The 23,078-nt window shown below is 65.6% G+C and carries 21 protein-coding genes and 1 tRNA gene; 6 read left to right on the forward strand and 16 right to left on the reverse strand.

The window, feature by feature from the left end; all coding sequences use genetic code 11:
• Together CFB40_RS11395 and CFB40_RS11400 are read right to left on the reverse strand one after the other, a co-directional pair.
• The gene (locus CFB40_RS11395; protein ID WP_089431448.1) at positions 1-1,392 is read right to left on the reverse strand and encodes a sensor histidine kinase; all 1,392 of its coding nucleotides are present in this window, start codon (positions 1,390-1,392) and stop codon (positions 1-3) included.
• Between the two features lie 11 nt (positions 1,393-1,403).
• Positions 1,404-2,078: a response regulator transcription factor gene (locus CFB40_RS11400; protein ID WP_069248317.1), complete on the reverse strand. Its 675-nt coding sequence runs from the start codon at positions 2,076-2,078 to the stop codon at positions 1,404-1,406.
• 216 nt (positions 2,079-2,294) lie between these two features.
• Between CFB40_RS11400 and CFB40_RS11405 the strand changes: the two genes are divergently transcribed.
• Positions 2,295-2,594: a DUF4148 domain-containing protein gene (locus tag CFB40_RS11405; protein ID WP_039342572.1), complete on the forward strand. Its 300-nt coding sequence runs from the start codon at positions 2,295-2,297 to the stop codon at positions 2,592-2,594.
• 107 nt (positions 2,595-2,701) lie between these two features.
• Here CFB40_RS11405 and cyoD read toward each other — a convergent pair whose 3' ends face one another.
• From cyoD to cysS, 12 genes are all read right to left on the reverse strand, one after another.
• A complete protein-coding gene (cyoD, locus tag CFB40_RS11410) occupies positions 2,702-3,034 on the reverse strand; it encodes a cytochrome o ubiquinol oxidase subunit IV (RefSeq protein WP_009692722.1) in 333 nt (110 codons plus the stop codon).
• Positions 3,035-3,643, reverse strand: a complete 609-nt coding sequence (cyoC, locus tag CFB40_RS11415) for a cytochrome o ubiquinol oxidase subunit III (protein ID WP_089425723.1) — start codon at positions 3,641-3,643, stop codon at positions 3,035-3,037.
• Positions 3,643-5,649, reverse strand: a complete 2,007-nt coding sequence (gene cyoB / locus CFB40_RS11420; RefSeq protein ID WP_089431248.1) for a cytochrome o ubiquinol oxidase subunit I — start codon at positions 5,647-5,649, stop codon at positions 3,643-3,645. The genes cyoC and cyoB overlap by 1 nt, the downstream gene beginning before the upstream one ends.
• A 3-nt stretch (positions 5,650-5,652) precedes the next feature.
• Entirely contained in the window at positions 5,653-6,540 is an 888-nt protein-coding gene (gene cyoA, locus CFB40_RS11425) for a ubiquinol oxidase subunit II (protein WP_089425725.1), read from the reverse strand.
• Between the two features lie 276 nt (positions 6,541-6,816).
• Entirely contained in the window at positions 6,817-8,346 is a 1,530-nt protein-coding gene (locus CFB40_RS11430; RefSeq protein ID WP_089425726.1) for a complex I subunit 4 family protein, read from the reverse strand.
• A 457-nt stretch (positions 8,347-8,803) separates the two neighbouring features.
• Positions 8,804-10,192 (reverse strand): hypothetical protein, encoded by a 1,389-nt coding sequence (locus CFB40_RS11435; protein ID WP_089425727.1) that lies wholly within the window; start codon positions 10,190-10,192, stop codon positions 8,804-8,806.
• 163 nt (positions 10,193-10,355) lie between these two features.
• Positions 10,356-10,449, reverse strand: a tRNA-Ser gene (locus CFB40_RS11440).
• A gap of 110 nt (positions 10,450-10,559) precedes the next feature.
• On the reverse strand, positions 10,560-11,813 hold the full coding sequence (locus tag CFB40_RS11445) for an aspartate kinase (protein ID WP_039364692.1): 1,254 nt from the start codon (positions 11,811-11,813) through the stop codon (positions 10,560-10,562).
• A 343-nt stretch (positions 11,814-12,156) separates the two neighbouring features.
• Positions 12,157-13,578 (reverse strand): tRNA lysidine(34) synthetase TilS, encoded by a 1,422-nt coding sequence (gene tilS, locus CFB40_RS11450; protein WP_089431249.1) that lies wholly within the window; start codon positions 13,576-13,578, stop codon positions 12,157-12,159.
• Positions 13,579-13,624: 46 nt separating this feature from the next.
• A complete protein-coding gene (locus CFB40_RS11455) occupies positions 13,625-14,596 on the reverse strand; it encodes an acetyl-CoA carboxylase carboxyltransferase subunit alpha (protein ID WP_039364696.1) in 972 nt (323 codons plus the stop codon).
• Positions 14,597-14,699: 103 nt separating this feature from the next.
• Complete coding sequence (locus CFB40_RS11460; protein ID WP_089425730.1) at positions 14,700-15,527, reverse strand: DNA-3-methyladenine glycosylase family protein; 828 nt, start codon at positions 15,525-15,527, stop codon at positions 14,700-14,702.
• Between the two features lie 43 nt (positions 15,528-15,570).
• A complete protein-coding gene (gene cysS / locus CFB40_RS11465) occupies positions 15,571-16,968 on the reverse strand; it encodes a cysteine--tRNA ligase (RefSeq protein WP_089431250.1) in 1,398 nt (465 codons plus the stop codon).
• 234 nt (positions 16,969-17,202) lie between these two features.
• Here cysS and CFB40_RS11475 point away from each other — a divergent pair, with 234 nt between their 5' ends.
• From CFB40_RS11475 to CFB40_RS11490, 4 genes are all read left to right on the forward strand, one after another.
• The gene (locus CFB40_RS11475) at positions 17,203-17,925 is read left to right on the forward strand and encodes a tetratricopeptide repeat protein (RefSeq protein WP_174975570.1); all 723 of its coding nucleotides are present in this window, start codon (positions 17,203-17,205) and stop codon (positions 17,923-17,925) included.
• Between the two features lie 39 nt (positions 17,926-17,964).
• On the forward strand, positions 17,965-18,546 hold the full coding sequence (locus tag CFB40_RS11480; RefSeq protein ID WP_011352517.1) for a peptidylprolyl isomerase: 582 nt from the start codon (positions 17,965-17,967) through the stop codon (positions 18,544-18,546).
• Positions 18,547-18,634: 88 nt separating this feature from the next.
• Positions 18,635-19,126: a peptidylprolyl isomerase gene (locus CFB40_RS11485; protein ID WP_006478428.1), complete on the forward strand. Its 492-nt coding sequence runs from the start codon at positions 18,635-18,637 to the stop codon at positions 19,124-19,126.
• Between the two features lie 23 nt (positions 19,127-19,149).
• The gene (locus CFB40_RS11490; RefSeq protein ID WP_089425732.1) at positions 19,150-19,950 is read left to right on the forward strand and encodes a UDP-2,3-diacylglucosamine diphosphatase; all 801 of its coding nucleotides are present in this window, start codon (positions 19,150-19,152) and stop codon (positions 19,948-19,950) included.
• A gap of 48 nt (positions 19,951-19,998) precedes the next feature.
• Here the strand turns inward: CFB40_RS11490 and cysE are convergent, their stop codons facing one another.
• Both cysE and CFB40_RS11500 read right to left on the reverse strand, forming a co-directional pair.
• A complete protein-coding gene (gene cysE, locus CFB40_RS11495) occupies positions 19,999-20,802 on the reverse strand; it encodes a serine O-acetyltransferase (RefSeq protein WP_089425733.1) in 804 nt (267 codons plus the stop codon).
• 269 nt (positions 20,803-21,071) lie between these two features.
• Positions 21,072-21,896 (reverse strand): RNA methyltransferase, encoded by an 825-nt coding sequence (locus CFB40_RS11500; RefSeq protein WP_089431252.1) that lies wholly within the window; start codon positions 21,894-21,896, stop codon positions 21,072-21,074.
• Positions 21,897-22,176: 280 nt separating this feature from the next.
• Here CFB40_RS11500 and CFB40_RS11505 point away from each other — a divergent pair, with 280 nt between their 5' ends.
• Complete coding sequence (locus CFB40_RS11505; RefSeq protein WP_011352522.1) at positions 22,177-22,980, forward strand: inositol monophosphatase family protein; 804 nt, start codon at positions 22,177-22,179, stop codon at positions 22,978-22,980.
• Positions 22,981-23,078: the final 98 nt, after the last annotated feature.

Consider the following 23,078-nt stretch of genomic DNA (forward strand, 5'->3'; position numbering starts at 1 on the left):
TCACGCGAGCGAGCGCGGCCAGCATTCGACCGTGATCGCCGCACCGGCCCGCGGTGCATCGCCGATCCGCAGCGCAAAGCCGTGCACGCGCATCACCGCCGAGACGATGCTCAGCCCGAGCCCCGAGCCGCTCACATGGCGCGTGCGCTCGCCGCGATAGAAACGCTCGAGCACCGCGTCGCGTTCGCCGGGCGGGATGCCGGGCCCGGTGTCCTCGATCCGCACGAGCGGCCCGCTCGGCGTTGAATGGAGCACGACGCGCACGCGGCCGCCCGGCGGCGTGAACTTGATCGCGTTGTCCGCGAGATTGCTGAATGCCTCGAACAGCAACGCGCGATCGCCGTGAATGCGGTCGACCGATGTCGCGGCGAGCTCGAACGATACGTCGACGGCTTCGGCCAACGGCTCATAGAGCTCGCAAACGTCGCGCAGCAAGGCCGTAACGTCGACCGCGGCAAAGCCGCCACGCCGGCTCAGCGTGCCGATCTCGGAGATGCGCAGCATCGCGCGAAAGCGCTCGAGCAAGCGGTCGGTCTCGTCGCGCGCCGACGCGAGCAATGCCGACGACGCAGGGTCGTCCGCGCAAAACGGCTGCTCCGCGAGCCGGGCCAGCATCGTGTGCACGCGTGCGAGCGGCGTGCGCAGATCGTGCGCGATGCCGTCGCAGGTATGACGGACCTCGCCCATCAGCCGCTCGACTTCGTCGAGCATGTGGTTCACGAGATGCGCGAGCAGGTCGAGTTCGTCGTAGCGTCCGACCGGCAGCCGCTTGCCGAGATCGCCCTCGGCGATCTGCCGCGTGACGCGCCGGATCGCGGCGACACGGCGCATCTGCCGCATGCCGAGCATGCTGCCGCCCGCGATGCCGGCGATCAGGATCATCACGCCGCCGATCACGAGCCCGCGGATCGCGACATCGCGGATCTGGATGAAATGCGACAGGTCGCGTGCGACGACCAGCGTCATCCCGTTGTCGCGGCGTACCGCCATCGCGCGCGTGATCGGCGCGGGCTGGCCGTCGAGCGGTGCAAGCGTGCGGTTCAGCGTGCGTCCGTGGCGATCCGTGCGCAGCGCGGGCGGCGTCGCGATGTCCCCGGCCACGCGGCGCCCGTTCGCGTCGAACAGCCCGTAGAAACTGGTATGCATGTGCTCGTGCTCGAGCCGCCGGTGAATCGCGAGCGGCAGCTCGGCATCGGGAATCGAATCGAAATAGATCAGTTGCCACGCGAGCACCTCGTCGGTGTCGCGCGCCATCGTGTGCGTCGCGGCCACGCTGATCACGCCCGCGAGCACGAGCAGCGAAACCGAGAAGATCGCCGCATACGCGCACAGCCACCGAAACGTCGTCGTGTGCCAGCGGCGCGTGAAGTTCGCCGCGCGAGCCGCATCCATCCGGGTCTCCGTCATGCGAGCATGTAGCCCGAGCCGCGCACCGTCTGGATCATCGGGGTCGCGCCGGGCGGGTCGATCTTCTTGCGCAACCGGCCCATGTGGACGTCGATCAGGTTGGTGCCGGGATCGAAGTGATAGCCCCACACGGTCTCGAACAGCATCGTGCGCGTGATCGTCTGCCCCGCATTGCGCATCATGAATTCGAGCACGCGGAACTCGGTCGGCAGCAGCGGTATCTCGTCGGCGCCGCGACGTGCGCAGCGCGAAATGAGATCGAGCTCGAGCGCGCCGACCTTCAACAGCGTCTGCTGCGGCACGCCCGACGCCTGCCGGCGACGCAGCAGCACCTCGATGCGGGCGCTCAGCTCGCCGGAATCGAACGGCTTCGTCAGGTAATCGTCGCCGCCCGCGCGCAGCCCGCGGATGCGCTCGTCGACATCACCGAGCGCGCTCAGCATCAGCACCGGCGTATCGATGCCGACCGTGCGCATCGCGGTCAGGATCGCGAGGCCGTCCGCGCCCGGCAGCATCCGGTCGAGCGTGATCGCGTCGTACGACGCGCTCATCGCGCGCAGCATGCCTTCGCGGCCGTTGTCGATCCAGTCGACCTCGAACCCGCGCGCGGTCAGCTCGCCGACGATTTCGTTCGCGGTCACCGCATCATCCTCGACCGTCAGTACTCGCATGGTTGCCCTCGCAATGAACCTCATGACGGGCGCACGCGAGGCGCCCGCGACTATCGTAGACGCCCCGATCGCCGTGCGGCGTTACATGAAAAATGCTTCATCCGGCGCCGTGGCGCACGGGTGAAACATGTTTCATCCGGGCGTCGCCCGCCCCGACGTGCACGCGGCCTACGCTGACGTCATGCGGCATCGGGCCGCGCAACCAGGAGCTACCGGATGAAACTGTCGACTACCGTCGCCTGCATGCTGCTCGCATGCGCCAGCACCGCCGCGTTCGCGGCACCTCATCTGACACCGCAGGAATGCAACGCGTATCCGTTCGTCCACACCGGCCACGACGTCACGCATGCGGACCTCGTGCGCGAGCTGACCGAACTCGAACAGGTCGGCTACGAGCCGGCGCATGCGAGCCCGTATTACCCCGACGATCTCGATGGTGCGAAAGATCGGCTCGCCGCCGAGTACCGCGCCGACTGCACGCACGCGCTGACGGCGGATGCGGGCGCACGGCACTGATTCCGCTGCCCGGCGCAACACGGCCGGGAAAAACAAAAGGCGGCACTCGCGTGCCGCCTTTTGTTCACGAACGCGCATGGATCTCGACCGCTGCGCTGGGCTGCCGCTCAGCGCGACATCATGTTCATGCTGACGTTGTGCATCACCCACAGCGTGCCGACGATCAGGATCGCCGCGGTCAGCACCGTGTAGCTGAACGCCATCACGTTCCAGCGCTGGCCCGACGAGCCGTTCATGTGCAGGAAGTACACGAGGTGCACGACGATCTGCACGAACGCGAGCACGGCCAGCGCGACCAGCGACGCGTGCGGCGACAGCACGCCGCCCATCACGAGGCCGAACGACGCGGCCGTGAGCAGCACCGACAGGATGAAGCCGGCGACGTAGCCGCCGACACTGCCGTGCCCTTCTTCGAGTTGAGACGAATGCGAATGGGCCATTTAGATCACGCTCGCGAGATAAACAAAGGAAAACACGCAGATCCACACGATGTCGAGGAAGTGCCAGAAGAGGCTCAGGCACGTCAGGCGTCGCAGGTCGCGATCGGTCAGGTCGCCGCCGCGCAGCACGATCTGCCCGGCGAGCACGATCATCCACAGCAGGCCGGCCGTCACGTGCAGCCCGTGCGTGCCGACCAGCGTGAAGAACGCCGACAGGAACGCGCTGCGCTGCGGGCCTGCGCCCTCCGCGATCAGGTGCGAGAACTCGCGTAGCTCCATCACGAGAAACGCCGCGCCGAGCACGAACGTCACCGCGAGCCACGCGAGCAGCGCGCCGCGCCGCTGCTTGTACGCAGCGAGCATCGCGAAGCCGTACGTGATGCTCGACAGCAGCAGCGCGGCGGTTTCCACCGCGACGCCCGGGATGTCGAACAGGTCTTTCGCGGTCGGCCCGCCCGCATACTGCTGGCCGAGCACCGCGAACGTCGCGAACAGCGCCGCGAAGATCACGCAGTCGGTCATCAGGTACAGCCAGAACCCGAACACCGAATGCGACGGCGGATGGTCGTCGTGCTCGAGCAGGGTTGCGCTCAAGGTTTTCTGCAACATCAGTTGGCCTCCAGTTCCACGTCGTCGACGCGCGCAGCCACGCGCTTCGTCGGCTGCTTGTCTTCGATCTTCCGCACCGTCGACGCGGGGATGTAATAGCCGTCGTTGTCACGCGAGCTGTAGATCACGAGCGTCGCGATGATCCCGACCAGCCCGCCGATCGCCATCCACCAGATGTGCCACACCAGCGCGAAGCCGAGCACCAGGCTGAAGATCGCGACCACGAGGCCCGCGCAGGTATTCGACGGCATGTGGATGTCGCGAATCGCCGCCGGGTTCGGCCGGCCTTCGCCGTGCGCCTTCATGTCCGCATACGCGTCGAGCGTGCGCACTTGCGGGATCACCGCGAAGTTGTAGTCGGCCGGCGGCGACGAGGTCGCCCACTCCAGCGTGCGGCCGCCCCACGGATCGCCCGTCGTGTCGCGGTACTCGGGCAGGTTGCGATTGCGGATGCTGACCACCAGTTGCAGCAGCTGGCATGCAATGCCGATCGCGATCAGCACGGCGCCGAATGCGGCGACCAGCAGCCACGGATGCCAGGCCGGGTTGTCGTAGTGGTTGATCCGGCGCGTCATGCCCATGAAGCCGAGCACGTAGAGCGGCACGAACGCCACGTAGAAACCGATCTGCCAGAACCAGAACGCCGCCTTGCCGAGCTTCTCGTTCAGCTTGAAGCCGAACGCCTTCGGGAACCAGTAGTTGAAGCCCGCGAGATAGCCGAACAGCACGCCGCCGATGATCACGTTGTGGAAGTGCGCGATCAGGAACAGGCTATTGTGCAGCACGAAGTCCGCGCCGGGAATCGCCATCATCACGCCGGTCATGCCGCCGAGCGTGAACGTGACCATGAAGCCGATCGTCCACAGCACGGGCGTCGTGAATTCGATCCGGCCGCGGTACATCGTGAACAGCCAGTTGAACACCTTCACGCCGGTCGGGATCGCGATGATCATCGTCATGATGCCGAAGAACGCGTTCACGTTCGCACCCGAGCCCATCGTGAAGAAGTGGTGCAGCCACACGAGGAACGACAGCACCATGATCGCGCAAGTCGCGTACACCATCGTCTTGTAGCCGAACAGCGGCTTCTTCGCGAACGTCGAGATGACTTCCGAGAAAATGCCGAACGCCGGCAGGATCAGGATGTACACCTCGGGGTGACCCCATGCCCAGATCAGGTTCAGGTACAGCATCGCGTTGCCGCCGGCTTCGTTCGTGAAGAAGTGCATGCCGAGGTAACGGTCGAGGCCGAGCAGCGCGAGCGTCGCGGTCAGGATCGGGAACGACGCCATGATCAGCACGTTCGTGCAGAGCGCGGTCCACGTGAACACCGGCATCTTCATCAGCGTCATGCCCGGCGCGCGCATCTTGATGATCGTCACGAAGAAGTTCACGCCGGTCAGCAGCGTGCCGACGCCCGAGATCTGCAGCGCCCACAGGTAGTAGTCGACCCCTACCCCCGGACTGAACCGCAGCTCCGACAGCGGCGGATACGCGAGCCAGCCCGTCTGGGCGAATTCGCCGATCACGAGCGAGATGTTGATCAGGATCGCGCTGACGGCCGTCATCCAGAACGACAGCGAGTTGATGAACGGGAACGCGACGTCGCGCGCGCCGATCTGCAGCGGCACGATCAGGTTCATCAGGCCGACCATGAACACCATCGCCATGAAGAAGATCATGATCACGCCGTGTGCCGTGAAGACCTGGTCATAGTGGTGCGGCGGCAGGTAGCCGGGCCCGTTGTACGAGAGCGCGAGCTGCATGCGCATCATGATCGCGTCCGCGAAGCCGCGCAGCAGCATGATCAGCGCGACGATGATGTACATCACGCCGAGCTTCTTGTGGTCGACCGTGGTCAGCCATTGCGTCCACAGCCATTTCCACCGGCCGGTGATCGTCAGCGCGGCGAGGATGCCCAGCACGACCAGCCCCATGAAGGCACCGGCCCCCATGATGATGGGCTGATCGAACGGGATCGCCGAGAGTGTGAGTTTGCCGAACATGCGTTACCCCTTCGTGCCGCAGGCGGCGTCCTTCAGGTCGAGGACGTGGCCATCGTTGTATTTCGCGATGATGTTGTGGAAGAGCCGCGGATCGACCGACGAGAAGTAGCGCACGGGCGCCTTCTCGCTCGGCTGCGCGACGGTGCCGTACACGGTCGCGTCGAGCCGCTCCGGCGACGCCTTCACCTTCTGCACCCATGCATCGAACTGTTCGCGCGGCTCGGCGAGCGTGCGGAACTTCATGTCGGAGAAGCCGCGGCCGCTGAAGTTGGCGGACGTGCCCGCGTAGTTGCCGGGCTCGTCGGCGATCAGGTGCAGGCGCGTCTGCATGCCGGCCATCGCGTAGACCTGGCCGCCGAGCTGCGGGATGAAGAACGAGTTCATCACCGAATCCGACGTGATGCGGAAGTTCACCGGCGTGCCGACCGGAATCGCGAGCTGGTTCACCGACGCGATGCCGAGTTCCGGATAGATGAACAGCCACTTCCAGTCGAGCGCGACGACCTCGACGTCGATCGGCTTCACCGACGACTCGAGCGGCTTGTACGGGTCGAGCTCGTGCGTGGTCTTCCAGGTGAGCACGCCGAGGAACAGGATGATCAGCGTCGGCACCGTCCAGATCACGACCTCGATCGCGGTCGAGTGCGACCAGTTCGGCGCGTAGGTGGCGTTGCGGTTCGACGCGCGGTAACGCCACGCGAACCACAGCGTGAGCAGGATCACCGGCACGACGACGATCAGCATCGCCCAGGTGGACGTAGCGATCAGCGCCTTTTCGGCAGCGCCCACGCTTCCTTTCGGATTTAGTACATCTAAATTACAGCCTGACAGGCTCAAAGCCGCGCCGATCGACATCAGCGCCACTCCGCCTTTTGAAGCTTTTCTTTTCATCACACAGCCCGAGGGTCATTGAATCCGTTTGCGTATGCCCGATGCGCATTCGATCCACGAAAGTGGCCGAATCATACGTCGCGCGAGTGCGATGAAAAACCAGCTAATGCGGAAAATCATCATTGCAGAATCTGCCGTGAGACAGATTGTCGCGGGGGCAATTTCACGCAGCCGGAAGCCGGCCCGGCGCTGCCTGCGCCGGACCGCGAAGGAATCGATGCGCGTGCAACGACCGCACCGCCGTGCGGTGCGCCCACTCCGCGCGACGTGCCGCGATCAGCCGCGCGTCGATGCCATGTACGACGGCTGCGGCTGCGCAGGGCCGTCCCCGGTCGGCAGCTTCGAATGGCTCGCGTCTTCGATCAGCCGTCCGACGGTCGGATCGATCGCGTCGGTGAACGGCTTGGGATCGATGCCGACCGCCAGCACCACGAGTGCGAGCGACGCGAACATCACGATCTCGCGACGGTTCAGGTCGGCGAGCTTCGCGATCCGCTGGCTCGCCACCTTGCCGAACACGACGCGCTTGAGCATCCACAGCGTGTACGACGCGCTGAGGATCAGCGTCAGCGCCGCGATGGCGCCGATCCAGAAGTTGAAGCGGATCGCGCCCATGATGACCATGAACTCGCCGACGAACCCCGACGTGCCCGGCAGGCCGACGTTGGCCATCGCGAACAGCACCGTGAAGGTCGCGAAACGCGGCATCACGCCCGCGACGCCGCCGTAAGCGGCAATCTCGCGCTGCTTCGTGCGATCGACGAGCACGTTCACGCACAACAGCATCGCGCCCGCGACGAAGCCGTACGACACGAGCTGGACGATCGCGCCTTCGACGCCGATCCGGTTGAACAGGAACAGCCCCAGCGTGACGATCCCCATGTGCGCGACCGTCGAATACGCGAGCAGCTTGCCGAGATCGGTCTGCGCGAGCGCGATCAGGCTCGCGTAGACGATCGCGAACAGCGACAGCGCGATCACGGCCGGCGCGAAGAAGTGGCTTGCATCGGGCGTGACCGGCAGCGCGAAGCGCAGGAACCCGTAGCCGCCGAGCTTGAGCATCGCGAGCATCAGCGCGGCGCCGGTCGGGCCGTCGGTGTAGACGTCGCTCAGCCACGTGTGGACCGGCCACATCGGCACCTTGACCGCGAAGGCGGCGAAGAAGCCGAGGAACACCAGCAACTGCGGCGCGAAGCCGAGCTGCAGCGTGCGCCATACGGCCATGTCGAACGTATGCGACTGCGCGTACAGGTACAGCATCGCCATCAGCAGCAGCAGCGAGCCGGCGAACGAGATGAAGAAGAACTTCACGGCCGCGTACACGCGACGCTCGCGCCCCCACGTGCCGATCAGCAGGTAAAGCGGGATCAGCGTCGCCTCGAAGAAGATGAAGAACAGCAGCCCGTCCTGTGCGACGAACACGCCGACCATCAGCCCCGACAGGATCAGGAACGACGCGTAGTACTGCGCGACGCGTACCGTGACCGACTCCCACGACGCCACCACCACCACGAGCGTCGTGAACGCGGTCAGCACGACGAGCCACAGCGACGCGCCGTCGATGCCGACCCGCCATCCGGAATTGAATGCCGCCAGCCAGTTGCGGCTTTCGACGAACTGCATCGCGGCCGAGTGCGCATCGAAACCGGCAACCAGCGGCACGACCGCCGCAAGCCCCACCAGCGCGCCGACGAGCGCGATCAGCCGCGTACGGCGTGGATGAAGGTCGGAACCGGCGCGCAGCAGGCACGCGCCGAACAGGATCGGAGCCCAGATGGCCAGGCTCAGGAAGGGAAAATCATGCATGTCAACGAGGCCTTGATGAAGTCGCGCACTGCATCGGGGACAGGCGAGACGAAAGGAACGAAATCAAATCGACAGGTAGATTTCGTGAATCGCCAGTGTTGGCAAAATGTAAAGCGGCATCACTGGAAAACTTGACGCCGCTCAAATGCGATCGGGTTAACCAGCATAAAACGATTGATTATTTTCTGCAGCGCAGCAGAGCATTGATTTTCGGCGCAATCCTATGCCACTGATTTTTATGTGTAATTTTTTGTATTGCCCGATGAGATCGATTGCGAAAATCGACGCAGTGCCGCATTTTTGACGTCGGCTTGTTATGACGGAGGGTCGGAGGACGCTAATTGAAGCCGGGCACGGCTGCGAACGAGTGGCCCTTTATCCTTACACACACTCTTTCATTTTCAATACAAACGACCTTGCCTTGCGCAGGCCGTACGACGGGCAGATCGGCTCGCCCCTACCGCTGACGGCTCAGGCGATCCCAGATGCGCATCGTCACTGCGCGATAGTGATTGTGCTGCGCGGGAAAATGGACGAAGCGGCTGTCGCGTGTGGCATAGACCGGCGACGCCGCGAGTGTCATCGCATCGACGATATGGCGCGCGTCGATCATGCCGGACTGCAGCAACTCCACATAGATCGCCTGCTGGTCGCCGCCGCTCGCATAGACCGACGAACGATCGCCGAAACTCTCGATGCGGGCACAGATGCGCTCGACCAGGTCGCGCATCGGCGCCACGTTGCGCACGCCGATCATGCACGAATTGATCGCCCATGCCGTGTGATCGGTACCGATCACGAAGTCGCGGCCGTCGATCGTACTGTCGATGGCCTGACTCTGGTCGATCGCCAGAATGTCGGCGTCGACCCAGAAGACGAACGCGTGATGCGGCAGGTGTTCGCGAATCAGATGCAGCTTCGCCCAGTTCGCACCGATGCCGTCCGGCAGAAATGCGGGAGGTTCGCGATACGTGTGATACGCGTAACCATGCCGCGTGCAGTAGCGAGCAAAATTCTCCTCGTGCAGATCGCCATATCCCGCGATATGCGACGTATGCAGGCTCACGAACGCAATCCGGGCCTGCGGATTCACGTGCCGCTCCGCACCGCGCTTACTCTGCTGCGCGGCACGCCAGTCGTCCATTGCGTGCGGGCGATCGCCGTGCTGGTATCGCTCGGCATCGTCGACGAGCGCCGCCACATAGCGGAAATCGTAGTCGGCAGCCGGCGCCCAGACGTCCTCCACTTGCCGCCACTCGGGCGCCTGGTGCGCCACGAGCGGCCGGGCGCCTGCGATCGAATCGATCGCGAGCCCGTCGCTCCAGATCGTCTGGACCGATGCGAAATGACCGTTCGCGAGCGGCATATCGAACGGCAGCGGCGAAAAATGCTCTGCCAGCAGAGTCGCCTCGCACGCGTGCCGCCGCTCCGGAAGGTACATCGCCCATTTGCCCAGCTCGACCACCAGCTTGCGCAACTGCTCACGCACGCCGGGCACGTTGCGGAAGATCATGCCGCTCGCAGCGGGCAGCGCCGACTTCGGCGTCTGCGTCGTGACGATTGCATCGTAACCCTGCGCGACATCCTGCAGCGCGTGCGGATCGAACACAACGGAAAACGGGTCGAGCACGAGCAGCAACGCGTCCGGCTCCATCGCGACGAGCTGCGCGACGATCACGTGGTACTTGTGCAGGATCGGCTGGCGCTCGCCATACACGTGCATGCCGTCGACCGTCACATGCCGGTAGCCGTGCAACTGCGCATAGCGCGCGTGGTTGTCGACAAGTCCGTCGACAGGCCGATGAGAAAGGATAGTCAGAACAGAATGCGGGCTGGCCAAACGCATCACCCCAAGTCGCATCAAACGATAGGCGATATGTAACCCACTATGACCGCTCAAGTCGAGTACTCATGGCGTGACCGGCCGCATCGTGTGCCCGGCGCTCGGCGGGCCCGAAAAAGAAAAAGCCCCGCAAGTCCGAGAACTTGCGGGGCTTTGTCACCGCTTTTGGCGGAGACGGAGGGATTCGAACCCTCGATCCAGGTTTTGGCCCAGATGCTCCCTTAGCAGGGGAGTGCCTTCGACCTCTCGGCCACGTCTCCCAAACTTTCGCTCGCACCAGGGAGGCAGTGCGACGAGAACGAAATAATATAGGGTTTCGAACCGCGCGTCAATTTCCGTGATGCATTTTCTTCAATGCATCACGAAAAATTCACGATGCCTGGTCGAGTTCGAATGCCTTGTGCAGCGCGCGGACGGCCAGTTCCATGTATTTCTCGTCGATCAGCACCGAAATCTTGATTTCGGACGTCGAGATCATCTGGATGTTGATGCCCTCTTCCGACAGCGTGCGGAACATCTTGCTCGCGACGCCCACGTGCGAACGCATGCCGACGCCGACGACCGACACCTTCGACACCTTCGGGTCGCCCTGCACGTGCTCGGCGCTCACGTGGCCCTTCACCTGGTTGGTGAGGATGTCCATCGCCTTCTGGTAATCGCCGCGGCCGACCGTGAACGTGAAGTCGGTCTTGCCCTGGACGCTCTGGTTCTGGATGATCATGTCGACGTCGACGTTCGCATCCGCGACCGGGCCGAGGATCTGATACGCGATGCCCGGCTTGTCGGGCACGCCCATCACAGCAATGCGTGCTTCGTCGCGCTGGAACGCGATGCCGGAAATGACTGCCTTTTCCATGGTCTCGTCTTCTTCAAAAGTAATCAGGGTGCCCGAGCGCATTTCTTCGTCGAGCGCAATCAGCGGATCGGTCAGGCTCGACAGCACACGCGTCTTCACCTGGTATTTGCCGGCGAATTCGACCGAGCGGATCTGCAGGACCTTCGAGCCGAGGCTGGCCATTTCCAGCATTTCCTCGAACGTCACGCGATCGAGGCGGCGCGCCTCTTCGACAACGCGCGGATCGGTCGTGTAGACGCCGTCGACGTCCGTATAAATCAGGCACTCTTCGGCACCCAGCGCAGCCGCGACCGCCACCGCCGACGTATCCGAGCCGCCACGGCCCAGCGTCGTGATGTGGCCGTCCGGATCGACGCCCTGGAAGCCCGTGATGATCACGACCTTGCCGGCATTCAGATCGGCCTTCACGCGTTCGTCGTCGATCGAGTGAATGCGCGCCTTCGTGAACGCGCTGTCGGTCTTGATCGGCACTTGCCAGCCGGCGTAGCTCACGGCCTCGACGCCGATTTCCTGCAGCGCGATCGACAGCAGGCCGACGCTGACCTGCTCGCCGGTCGACGCGATCATGTCGAGCTCGCGCGGGCTCGGCTGGCTCGAAATCTCTTTCGCAAGACCGAGCAGACGGTTGGTTTCGCCGGACATCGCCGAAGGCACGACCACCATCTGGTGCCCGGCCTGATGCCATTTTGCGACGCGTTTCGCGACGTTCTTGATGCGCTCGACCGAGCCCATCGAAGTGCCGCCGTATTTGTGTACGATGAGTGCCATTGTCGTTCTGAACTGGAGGAGAAACCGCACGGGCGCGCTGGGCAGGCCGCGTAGCCGTTCGGTCACGCGGCTTGTGGCTGTGGACGGACGACGAGGGGGACGGCTGGGACGCAACACGCAAGCGTGACGGATTTTGCCCGGAAGGCCGATCAGGCCGCGCAAACCGGGTACGTCACGCGGAAAACCTGCACAAATCGCTCAAAAATCGAGCCGAGCAAACGACCGAGCGTACCCGATAGAGGCCCGCTTGACAAGCCGCTCGCGGCGTCGGAGGCCGTTCCGTCGCTGTTTACCAAATGGTGAAAATGCGCGTGCCATCGCGCCGTCAGGCGGGCCGCCGACGCTATGCGATCAGCAAGTCGGGACGCCACTCGATCCGGCGCCACGCGCCGTCACCGGGCGCCCCGCCGCCGGACAAGCCGGCATCGCGATTCACGCCGAGGCGCGGCACGTAGATCAGCAAGTCGCCAGCGAACAGCAGCGGCACGTCGCGCTGCCAGGCGGGCACGCCGCGCTCCTGGAACAGGTTCTTCAGCGTACGGCCCGGGCCGCCCGGCGACGTGCGCATCCGCTCACCGCCCGCGCGGGCACGCGCCGCCAGCCGCGCGCCGCGCAGCAACGCCTCCGGCACCGCGTCGGCGCTTCCCGCGTCGGCCGGCGCGAACACGAACGTGCCGCGCCACCCCGGCAGGTGCCAGACTTCCTGCCCGTCCCACGCGAGCACCGCTTCCGGATGCGGGCTCCCGGTGCCGTCATCGGCCGGTTCGCTGCTGTCGCCCGCTTCCCAGTAGACGACATCGCGATACAGGCGCAGGCATTGTCCCGCGTGATCGACGCGCAGCGCATGGGCGACATGCGTGGCACGCAACTGCCTCATCATGTTGGCGAGCCGGGCTGCCGACGCACCCGGCAAGCCGAGCCGGCGCATCCAGAAGCGCAGCAGGTTCGCGCCGCGCGTGTCGTCGAACGCGACCAATGCGTCGCGCGACAGTGCCTGCCCGTCATCGCGCGCGGCAACGGCGAAGTCGAGTTCGGCCAGATCGTCGAGCAGTCGCTGCGCGGCCGCCGCATGCTGGGCCGCGCGGCCGAGCGCATCGCGAAAGCCCGGGAAATGCACGGCCAGCGCCGGCAGCACGTCGATGCGCAGCGCATTGCGCGCGTAACGCGTGTCGTTGTTCGATTCGTCGTCGATCCATGCCAGGTCGCGCTGCGTCGCATAGCGCTCGAGTTGCGCACGCAACAGTCGCAGCAGCGGGCGCACGCGCTCGACGCTCACGCCGTCAGGGCGGTAACGCGGCGCCATGGCGGCCAGCCCCGCGATCCCCGCGCCGCGCAACAACTGCAGCAATACGGTCTCGGCCTGGTCGTCCGCATGCTGCGCGAGCCACAGCGCGGCCGCGCCGTGGCGCTCGCACATCTCGTCGAGCGCTGCATAGCGCCGCTCGCGCGCCGTTGCCTCGACACCGAGGCCGCTGTCACGCGGCACGTCGACGCGCATCGATTCGAACGCGACACCGAGCCCTGCGGCGCTCGCCTCGGCGTGCGCAACCCACGCGTCGGCATTCGCACTGAGCCCGTGATGCACGTGCAGCGCGACGCAGCGCGACGCGCCCGCGACGCGCACGGCCGCATCGAGCAATACCGTCGAGTCGAGGCCGCCGCTGTACGCGATCGCGATGCGTGCATCGGGCGGCATGCCGGAAAGCGCAACGCCGACCGCGTCGAGAACGACGCGGTCGGCGGAGAATTCGGTGGGCGGAATCACGAGAGGAACGCGCGCGCAGCGGCGCGCGATTGGAGGACGCAGCCGGTCATGCGCCCGGCGTGGTTTCCTTGAACTTGCCGTAGGCCATCAGGCGCTCGAAGCGGCGCTCGCGCAGCGCATCGATGCTCATCCCCTGGAACTGGCGCAGCGAATCGGCCAGCGCACGGCGCAGCAGCGCAGCCATGCCCTTCGGATCGCGATGCGCGCCGCCGAGCGGCTCGTTGATGATCTTGTCGATCAGGCCGAGCGCCTTCAGGCGGTGCGCGGTCAGGCCCAGCGCTTCCGCTGCTTCCGGCGCCTTCGCGGCGCTCTTCCACAGGATCGACGCGCAGCCTTCCGGCGAGATCACCGAGTAGGTCGAGAATTGCAGCATCATCACCGTGTCGGCCACTGCGATCGCCAGCGCGCCGCCCGAACCGCCCTCGCCGATCACCGTCGTGATGATCGGCGTCTTCAGTTCGGCCATCACGTAAAGGTTGCGGCCGATCGCCTCCGACTGGCCACGCTCTTCCGCGCCGATGCCCGGGTACGCGCCCGGCGTGTCGACGAACGTGAAGATCGGCAGACCGAACTTCTCGGCGAGACGCATCAGGCGCTCGGCCTTGCGATAGCCTTCCGGACGCGGCATCCCGAAGTTGCGCGCGGCGCGCTCCTTCGTGTCACGGCCCTTCTGGTGACCGATCACCATGCACGGATGGCCGCCGAAGCGCGCGAGGCCGCCGACGATCGACACGTCGTCCGCGAAGGCGCGGTCGCCGTGCAGCTCGTGAAAATCGGTAAACAGTTCCGCAACGTAATCGAGCGTGTACGGACGCTGCGGATGCCGCGCGATCTGCGAGACCTGCCACGGCGACAGGTTCGCGTAGAGGTCTTTCGTCAGTTGCTGGCTTTTCTTCGACAACCGCTCGATTTCTTCCGAAATGTCGACAGCCGAGTCGTCCTGCACGAATCGCAGCTCTTCGATCTTGGCCTCGAGTTCGGCGATCGGCTGTTCGAAATCCAGAAACGTGGTCTTCATGTGTTCGAATCCTTGGGTCTTGCGGCAGCGCGTATTCTACCCGCGCGGGCGACGCTCAAAACCGACTCTCAACTATTGATGTTTAAAACCCGATAGCCGCCGCTCAGGCGTCGGCGTCGGGCGCATCGAGGCTGCGCCACATGTACCAGGTCGCGACGGTACGCCACGGCTCCCAGTTGGCGGCAACCTCGCGCGCCTCGCTGCGCGTGACGGGTTCCCCGCTGAAGTAATTGACGCTGATCGCGCGGATCAGGCCCGGGTCGTCGAGCGGCAGGACGTCCGGCCGCGACAGGTTGAAGATCAGGAACATTTCGGCCGTCCAGCGGCTGATGCCGCGGATCTGCGTGAGTTCCGCGATCACGTCCTCGTCGTCCATCGACGTCCATTTGTCGACGTGCAGCGCGCCCGACACGAAATGCTGCGCGAGATCGAGGATGTATTCCGTCTTGCGCTTCGACAGCCCGCACGCGATCAGCTTGTCCGCGCCGAGCCGGATCACCGGCTGCGGCGCGAGTTTCGGACAGGCATCCCCGATGCGCGCCCACAGCGACTGCGCGGACGGCACCGAAATCTGCTGGCCGACGACCGAGCGCGCGAGCGTGACGAACGGGTCGCCGCGCTTCACGAGATGCGCGGGACCGAACTTCGGAATCAGTTTCTTCAGGATCCGGTCGCGCTTGACGAGGTCGGCGCATGCCTTGTCCCAGTAAGCAGGACGCACGACGACCTCCTCGCCGTCCGCTTCGGACGCACGGGCCTTGCGGGCCGCGTCGGCGGCCGGCGGCACCGCCGCCGGTTGCGCATGACCGTTGAGCGCGCCGTTCGGCACGGCGCGCGTCGCGTCCGTCTTCGCCGGCGGTACGCGCTTGGCCGCCGGACGCGCGGCGACCGGGGTCGCGCGCCTGACCGGCGCTTTTCTGGCCGTTGCCATCTTGCCTCCTACCTGACGGATCGGTCAGTGGAACGCACCGCGCTCATACGCGACGCCATTCGGTCGATCCGCCCGGTTTGTCTTCAAGTGCGATACCGGTCTCGAGCAGTTCCGCCCGGATCCGGTCCGCTTCGGCATAGTCCTTCGCTTGCTTCGCCGCGACACGCGCGGCGATCTTCGCTTCGATCTCGTCGGCGGCGAGCCCGCCCGCCTGCGCGGCGCCGGACGCCTGCTGCAGGAACGCGCGCGGTTCGCGGCCCAGCAGGCCGAGCAGGCCCGCCAGCTGTTTCAGTTGCCGCGCGAGCGATGCGTCGCCCGTGCGATTCACCTCGCCCGCCAGCTCGAACAGCGTCGCCACCGCGACCGGCGTGTTGAAGTCGTCGTTCATCGCGGCGGCGAAACGCTGCGCGTGCGGCTCGTTCCAGTCGAGCGCGAGCGTGTCGGCTTCAACATCTTTCAGCGCGGTATAGAGACGCGTGAGCGACGCGCGCGCATCGTCGAGATGCACGTCGCTGTAATTGAGCGGCGAACGGTAGTGCGTGCGCACGATGAAGAAGCGCATGACTTCCGCATCGTAGCGTTCGAGCACTTCGCGGATCGTGAAGAAGTTGCCGAGCGATTTCGACATCTTCTCGTTGTCGACCTGCACGAAGCCGTTGTGCATCCAGTAATTGACGAACGTCTGGCCGGTTGCGCCTTCGCTCTGCGCGATCTCGTTCTCGTGGTGCGGGAATTGCAGATCCTGCCCGCCGCCGTGGATGTCGAAATGCTCGCCGAGCAGCGTGCAGCCCATCGCCGAGCACTCGATGTGCCAGCCCGGACGCCCCATCCCGTACTTCGACGCCCACGACGTGCCTTCCGGATCTTCCGGCTTCGCGCGTTTCCACAGCACGAAATCGAGCGGATCCTCCTTCGCGTCGTTCGCGGCGACGCGCTCGCCCGCGCGCAGGTCGTCGAGCGACTTGCCCGACAGCTTCCCGTAGTTCGCGAACTTGCGCACCGAGTAATTGACGTCGCCGTCGGTCGCCTGGTACGCGTAGCCGTTCGTCTCGAGCGTCTCGATCATGCCGAGCATCTGCGGGATGAACTCGGTCGCGCGCGGCTCGATGTCGGGCCGCTGGATGCCGAGCGCGCTTTCATCGTCGCGCATCGCGCCGATGAACCGGTCGGTCAGCGACTTGATCGTCTCGCCGTTCTCGACCGCGCGGCGGATGATCTTGTCGTCGATGTCGGTAATGTTGCGCACATACGTGACCCGGTAACCGATCGCACGCAACCAGCGCTGGACGAGGTCGAACACGACCAGCATGCGCGCGTGGCCCACGTGACAATAGTCGTATACGGTGATTCCGCATACGTACATCCGCACTTCGCCAGCCTGGCGCGGCACGAAGACTTGCTTGTCACGCGCGAGCGTGTTGTAGATGCGCAGTGATTCCATAGAGATGAACCGTGAGCCGAAGGAAACCGCCCTGGCGAAGCTCGCCCAGCATGCGAAACGGACGGACCATCTGCTGCGGCACCAGGCCGAGCGTCCTCGATATCACATGGGGCGGTCAGGCTGCAAGCACAGCGGTGACGGCCACGAGAGGCAAAGAAAGACTGTCTGACGCTCGCCGGAACGCGCAGACGTTTTGTTAGAATGGCTCGGAGTATAACATTCCGATTTACGCCTATGAAACCTCATCGCGGCCGCGCGCAGAGCGCTGCGACCCTCGTTGCGACCACCGTCATGGGCGTCGCGCTGACGCTTTTCGCGGCTCCCGCGGCGCATGCGCAGAAGGCCCCGGCCACCGCCGACGGCACGCCCGAAATCGATGCGTCGATCGCCGGCAAGCAGTGGAAGCAGGCGCTCGCGCAGCTCGACGCGCGCATCGCATCGAACCCGCGCGACGTGCAGGCGCAGTTCAAGCGCGGCACCGTGCTCGCCCGCCTGAACCGCGATGACGACGCGATCCAGCAGTTCGTCGCGATCACGCAGGCGTACCCCGAACTGCCCGAGCCGTACAACAACCTTGCGGCGCTTTACGCGAAGCACGGCCGCTACGACGAAGCGCGCACCGCGCTCGTCACGGCGACGCAATCGAACCCCGGCTACTCGCTCGCGTACGAGAACCTCGGCGATCTCTACCTGCGCCTCGCGGCCGAGTCGTACAAGCGCGCGCAGTCGCTCGGCCGCACGAGCGGCGCGACCGCGCAGCGCCTCGCCGATCTCCAGAAGATCGTGTCGCCGCCGAAGGCCGCGCCGAATGCCCGCGCAGCCACACCGGCCACGCGCGACTACTCCGACCGCGCAGCCGCGAACGTGAGCACCACCACGCTGCCGATGTCGCCGACGTTCCAGTTCAGCGGTCCGTCGGGCGCACTGGCGGCGCCGTACGTCGCGCCGTCGCAATAAGCGGCGCGGCCTTCTTTCCCTCCCAACCTGAGGATCGCAATGAAACGTCTGTTGCTGGCGCTTGGCGGCGCCGCCCTTCTCGCGACCGCGACCGCACCTGCGTTCGCGCAATCGGCTACCGCGCACCCCGTCGTGCAGCTGAAGACCTCGCAGGGCGACATCCGCGTCGAGCTCTACCCGGAGAAGGCGCCGAAGTCCGTCGCCAACTTCCTCGATTACGTGAAGGCCGGCCAGTACAACGGCACGATCTTCCATCGCGTGATCAAGGGCTTCATGATCCAGGGCGGCGGCTACAAGACCAACTTCGAGGAGAAGCCGACCCGCGCGCCGATCCCGCTGGAGAGCCGCAATGGTCTGAAGAACCTGACGGGCACGATCGCGATGGCACGCACGAGCGATCCGAATTCGGCCACCGCGCAGTTCTTCATCAACACCGTCGACAACAGCGGCCTCGACTACCCGAATCCGGACGGCAACGGCTATGCGGTGTTCGGCAAGGTCGTGTCGGGTCTCGACGTCGTGAAGAAGATCGAAGGCGTCGCGACGACCTCGCGCGGCCCGATGCAGGACGTGCCCGCGCAACCGATCGTGATCGAATCGGCCAGCATCGTCTCGAAGTAAGAACCTGCCGGCACGTCCGGCGCCTCACGCGGCCGCGTCGCACGACCGGCCGCGTGCCATTTAAACCGCCTCACCGAAGGAATTCATCATGGTTGAACTGCATACGAACCACGGCGTGATCAAGCTCGAGCTCGACGCCGCGAAGGCACCGAAGACGGTCGAGAACTTCCTGAACTACGTGAAGAAGGGCCACTACGACGGCACCGTGTTCCATCGCGTGATCAACGGCTTCATGATCCAGGGCGGCGGCTTCGAGCCGGGCCTGAAGCAGAAGCCGACCGATGCGCCGATCGACAACGAGGCGAACAACGGCCTGAAGAACGACAACTACACGGTCGCGATGGCGCGCACCAACGATCCGCACTCGGCGACCGCCCAGTTCTTCATCAACGTGAACGACAACGACTTCCTGAACCACTCGTCGCCGACCCCGCAAGGCTGGGGCTACGCGGTGTTCGGCAAGGTCGTCGAAGGCCAGGACGTGGTCGACAAGATCAAGGGCGTCAAGACGGGCAACGCTGGTTTCCACCAGGACGTGCCGACTGACGACGTCGTGATCGAGAAGGCCGTCGTGGTCTGACGCGCAGTTACGGAGGCACTTCGATGTTGCAGGAGAGTCCGCCGCGAAGCGTCTCCGCGGGCGTGCCGGGCGAGCGCGAATACGCGCAAGCCGCACGCCCGTTCCTGTTTCTCTCCGATCTGCACCTGAGCGAAGCGATCCCGAAGACGGTCGCCGCGTTCGAGCATTTCGTGAAATACACCGCCGACAGTGCCGACTCGGTGTTCATCCTCGGCGACCTGTTCGAATACTGGATCGGCGACGACATCCTCGACGACGATCCGTTCGCGGCCCGCATGGCCGCGCTGATGCACACGTTCTCGGAGCGCGGCATTGCGCTCTACGTGATGCACGGCAACCGCGATTTCCTGCTCGGCCGGCGCTTCATGAAGGCAGCCGGCGCGATGCTGCTGCCCGATCCTTCGCTGATCATGGCGTTCGGCCAGCGCATCGTGCTCGCACATGGCGACGCGCAATGCACGGCCGACCGCGGCTACCAGGTATTCCGTCGCGTCGCCCGCAACCGCGCTGCGCAATGGCTGTTTCTCGCCTGGCCGTTCCGTTGGCGCCGTGCGCTCGCGCAGCGCATGCGCTCGAACAGCGAAGCGGGCCGGATGCGCCCTGCTTCGGCGATCTACGATGTCACGCGTGAAGGCGTGGCCGCGCTGTTCCGGAAAAGCCGCGCGAGCGTGATCATTCACGGCCATACGCACCGCCCCGCCCGGCACATGGAACCGGGTGGCATCCGCTGGGTGTTGCCCGACTGGGATCTCGACCACGGCAAGCCGCGCGGCGGCTACCTGCGCGTCGACGCGGAAGGCATCCACGCGATGCCGCTCGACTGACACTGCCGCTGCCGTCGCACCCACCGGCAGCAGCGGGCATCCATTGAATTACGCCTGGCGTTCGACCGACTTGCCTTCCAGCACGGCCGACAGCCGGCGCAGATCGAGGCGCGCCGCGTCGGCGCCCTGCAGTGTTTCCAGATGCGTGCCGAGCCGCTCGAGCGCCGCGACGATCTCGTCGACGCGGCGGCTTTCCTTCGCCGCGTGATCGATCAGCCCGTGAATCGCGAGCGACATCGGATCGTCGGCATTCGGCGTGATCCCGTATGCGCAGAACGCCGCGCGTTCGGGCTGCGGCTTCGGCTGCGCCGGCATCACGACGCGCGCCGGATTGCCGACCGCCGTGCCGCCTGCCGGCACCGGCTTCACGACGACCGCGTTCGAACCGATCTTCGCCCCCGCACCGACCGTGAAGCCGCCGAGCACCTTCGCGCCCGCCCCGACGATCACGCCGGCCTCGAGCGTCGGGTGCCGCTTGGCGCCGCGCGTGAGCGACGTGCCGCCCAGCGTCACGCCCTGATAGATCGTGCAGTCGTCGCCGACGATCGCCGTCTCGCCGATCACGACGCCCATCCCGTGATCGATGAACACGCGCCGGCCGATCGTCGCGCCGGGGTGAATCTCGATCCCCGTCAGGAACCGGCCGGCCTGCGACGCGAAACGCGCGAGCCAGTAGCGCTTCGCGCGCCAGCATGCGTGCGCGAAGCGATGCAGCACGAGCGCATGCAACCCTGGATAACAGGTCAGCACTTCCCATGCACTGCGAGCGGCGGGATCCCGCTCGCGAATCGTTGCAACGTCTTCGCGCAGTCTCGTGAACATGATGTGGTCTGGGAAAAGGCCGGCGCGCATCGCCGGCAATGACCGGCCGTTATCGCGCCCGGTAATTTACTTATGACGTTCGGCGATTGTAGGGCGAGTCACGAACGGCCGCACGCGCTCGCCAGTTCACCCCGCCGCCGGCGCGGGTATTCCGGCGGAACGCCTGCCGTTACTGGGTTGGCGGGGTGGTCGACCAAGTGGAGTGATCGGCCCCGGCGCTTTCGGCGGCCGACCCGGCACCTGCCGACGGGGTGGTTGCCCCGCGCGCCGACACATCCACCACTCCATGCGCCGACCGCTTACGCGTCGCCGTCGGGCTTGCCCGATTTCAGCAGGATGTGCTTCGCGACGCCGCGCAGGATGTTGACCTCCTCGCGCTCGAGGCCCGTGCGCGCGAACAGGCGCCGCAGCCGCGGCATCAGCTTCTTCGGGTTGCGCGGATCGAGGAAATCGAGCGCGATCAGCGCGTTCTCGAGGTGCACGTACATCCGCTCGATCTCGTCGCTCTGCGCAAGCGTGCCGGCTTCGGCCGACGGTTGCGCCGACGGCTCGCTCGCCTGCTCGAGCAACGCGACACGCAGCTCGTACGCAAGCACCTGCACGGCCTGAGCGAGATTCAGCGAACTGTAGGCCGGGTTCGCCGGGATGTGCGCCAGCGCACTGCACTGCTCGACATGCTCGTTCGCGAGGCCCGTGCGCTCGTTGCCGAACACGAGCGCGATGTCGCCCGTGCCGACCTGCGCGCACGCCTGCGTGGCGGCGGCACGCGGCGCCAGGCGCGGCGGCCCGTATTCGCGCGTGCGCGCGGTCAGCGCGATCGACCAGTGAACACCGGACAGCGCGTCGCCGAGCGTCGGCACGACATGCGCGGACGCGAGGACGTCGTCCGCGCCGCTGGCCATCGCGATCGCCTCGGGATCACTCTGCACGTGCGGCACGCGGGGCGCGACCAGCACGAGACGCGAGAAGCCCATCGTCTTCAGCGCGCGGGCGGCCGCCCCGACATTGCCGGGATGGCTCGGCTCGACGAGCACGAAACGGGTGGACGTGAACCCGCCGGACGGCGGCTGGGACGAGGCCGCGCCCGGCTCGGACGGCGCGGCGGTGATCTGCGGGGTTTCCACTACGATACGACTCGGTTCATCAGAATGGCAGTATGGTATCGCCATCGCCGCGGCAAACCCACTCGTCCGGACGGATAGTGGGGGTTTCCCCGTACGCCGGTCGCCTGAAACCGCCAAAAATCGGGTAAAATCATGCCTTTACGCGTCGCACTCCGTGCGGCGCGGGTCGTACCCCGTTCTTTGTCAATTCGCGTCTCATCTCGCCTGCCACGCTTGCGCCGTGCCGGGCGGTTGTTCCACTTCGTGGCGGCCCGTGCCGCCAGCTACAGGATCCAGGCTCATGCATCCCATGCTCAACATTGCTGTCAAGGCTGCGCGCCGCGCCGGACAGATCATCAATCGCGCGTCCCTCGATCTCGACCTGATCGAGATCCGCAAGAAGCAGCAGAACGACTTCGTCACCGAAGTGGACAAGGCCGCCGAAGACGCGATCATCGAGACGCTGAAGACCGCCTACCCCGACCACGCGATCCTCGCGGAAGAATCGGGCGAGTCGGAGAACGAATCCGAATTCAAGTGGATCATCGATCCGCTCGACGGCACGACCAACTTCATCCACGGCTTCCCGTACTACTGCGTATCGATCGCGCTCGAGCACAAGGGCGTCGTCACGCAGGCTGTCGTCTACGACCCGAACAAGAACGACCTGTTCACGGCCACCCGCGGCCGCGGCGCGTACCTGAACGACCGCCGCATCCGCGTCGGCCGCCGCGACCGCCTGTCGGACGCACTGGTCGGCACGGGCTTCCCGTTCCGCGAAAAGGACGGCCTCGATGCCTACGCGCGCCTCTTCACCGAAATGACGCAGGCCTGCACGGGCCTGCGCCGTCCGGGCGCGGCCGCACTCGATCTCGCGAACGTCGCGGCCGGCCGCCTCGACGCGTTCTTCGAGCAGGGCATCAACGTGTGGGACATGGCAGCGGGCAGCCTGCTGATCACCGAGGCCGGCGGCCTCGTCGGCAACTACACGGGCGACGCCGACTTCCTGCATCGCCATGAAATCGTCGCCGCGAACCCGAAGATCTACGCGCAGATGATCCCGATCCTGAAGGGTTACACCCGCGTGCATCCGGCAGCGGAGTAAGCCCCGGCCGCGCCTGCATGGCGCGGCTTGCGCGCACGCCGCTCGCGGGCATCGTCATGACGGCGCACCGTTCGCCTCCCGGTTGCCGGGAGGCGGGA

It is taken from the genome of Burkholderia sp. AU31652, assembly GCF_002223155.1.
Classification (GTDB): domain Bacteria; phylum Pseudomonadota; class Gammaproteobacteria; order Burkholderiales; family Burkholderiaceae; genus Burkholderia.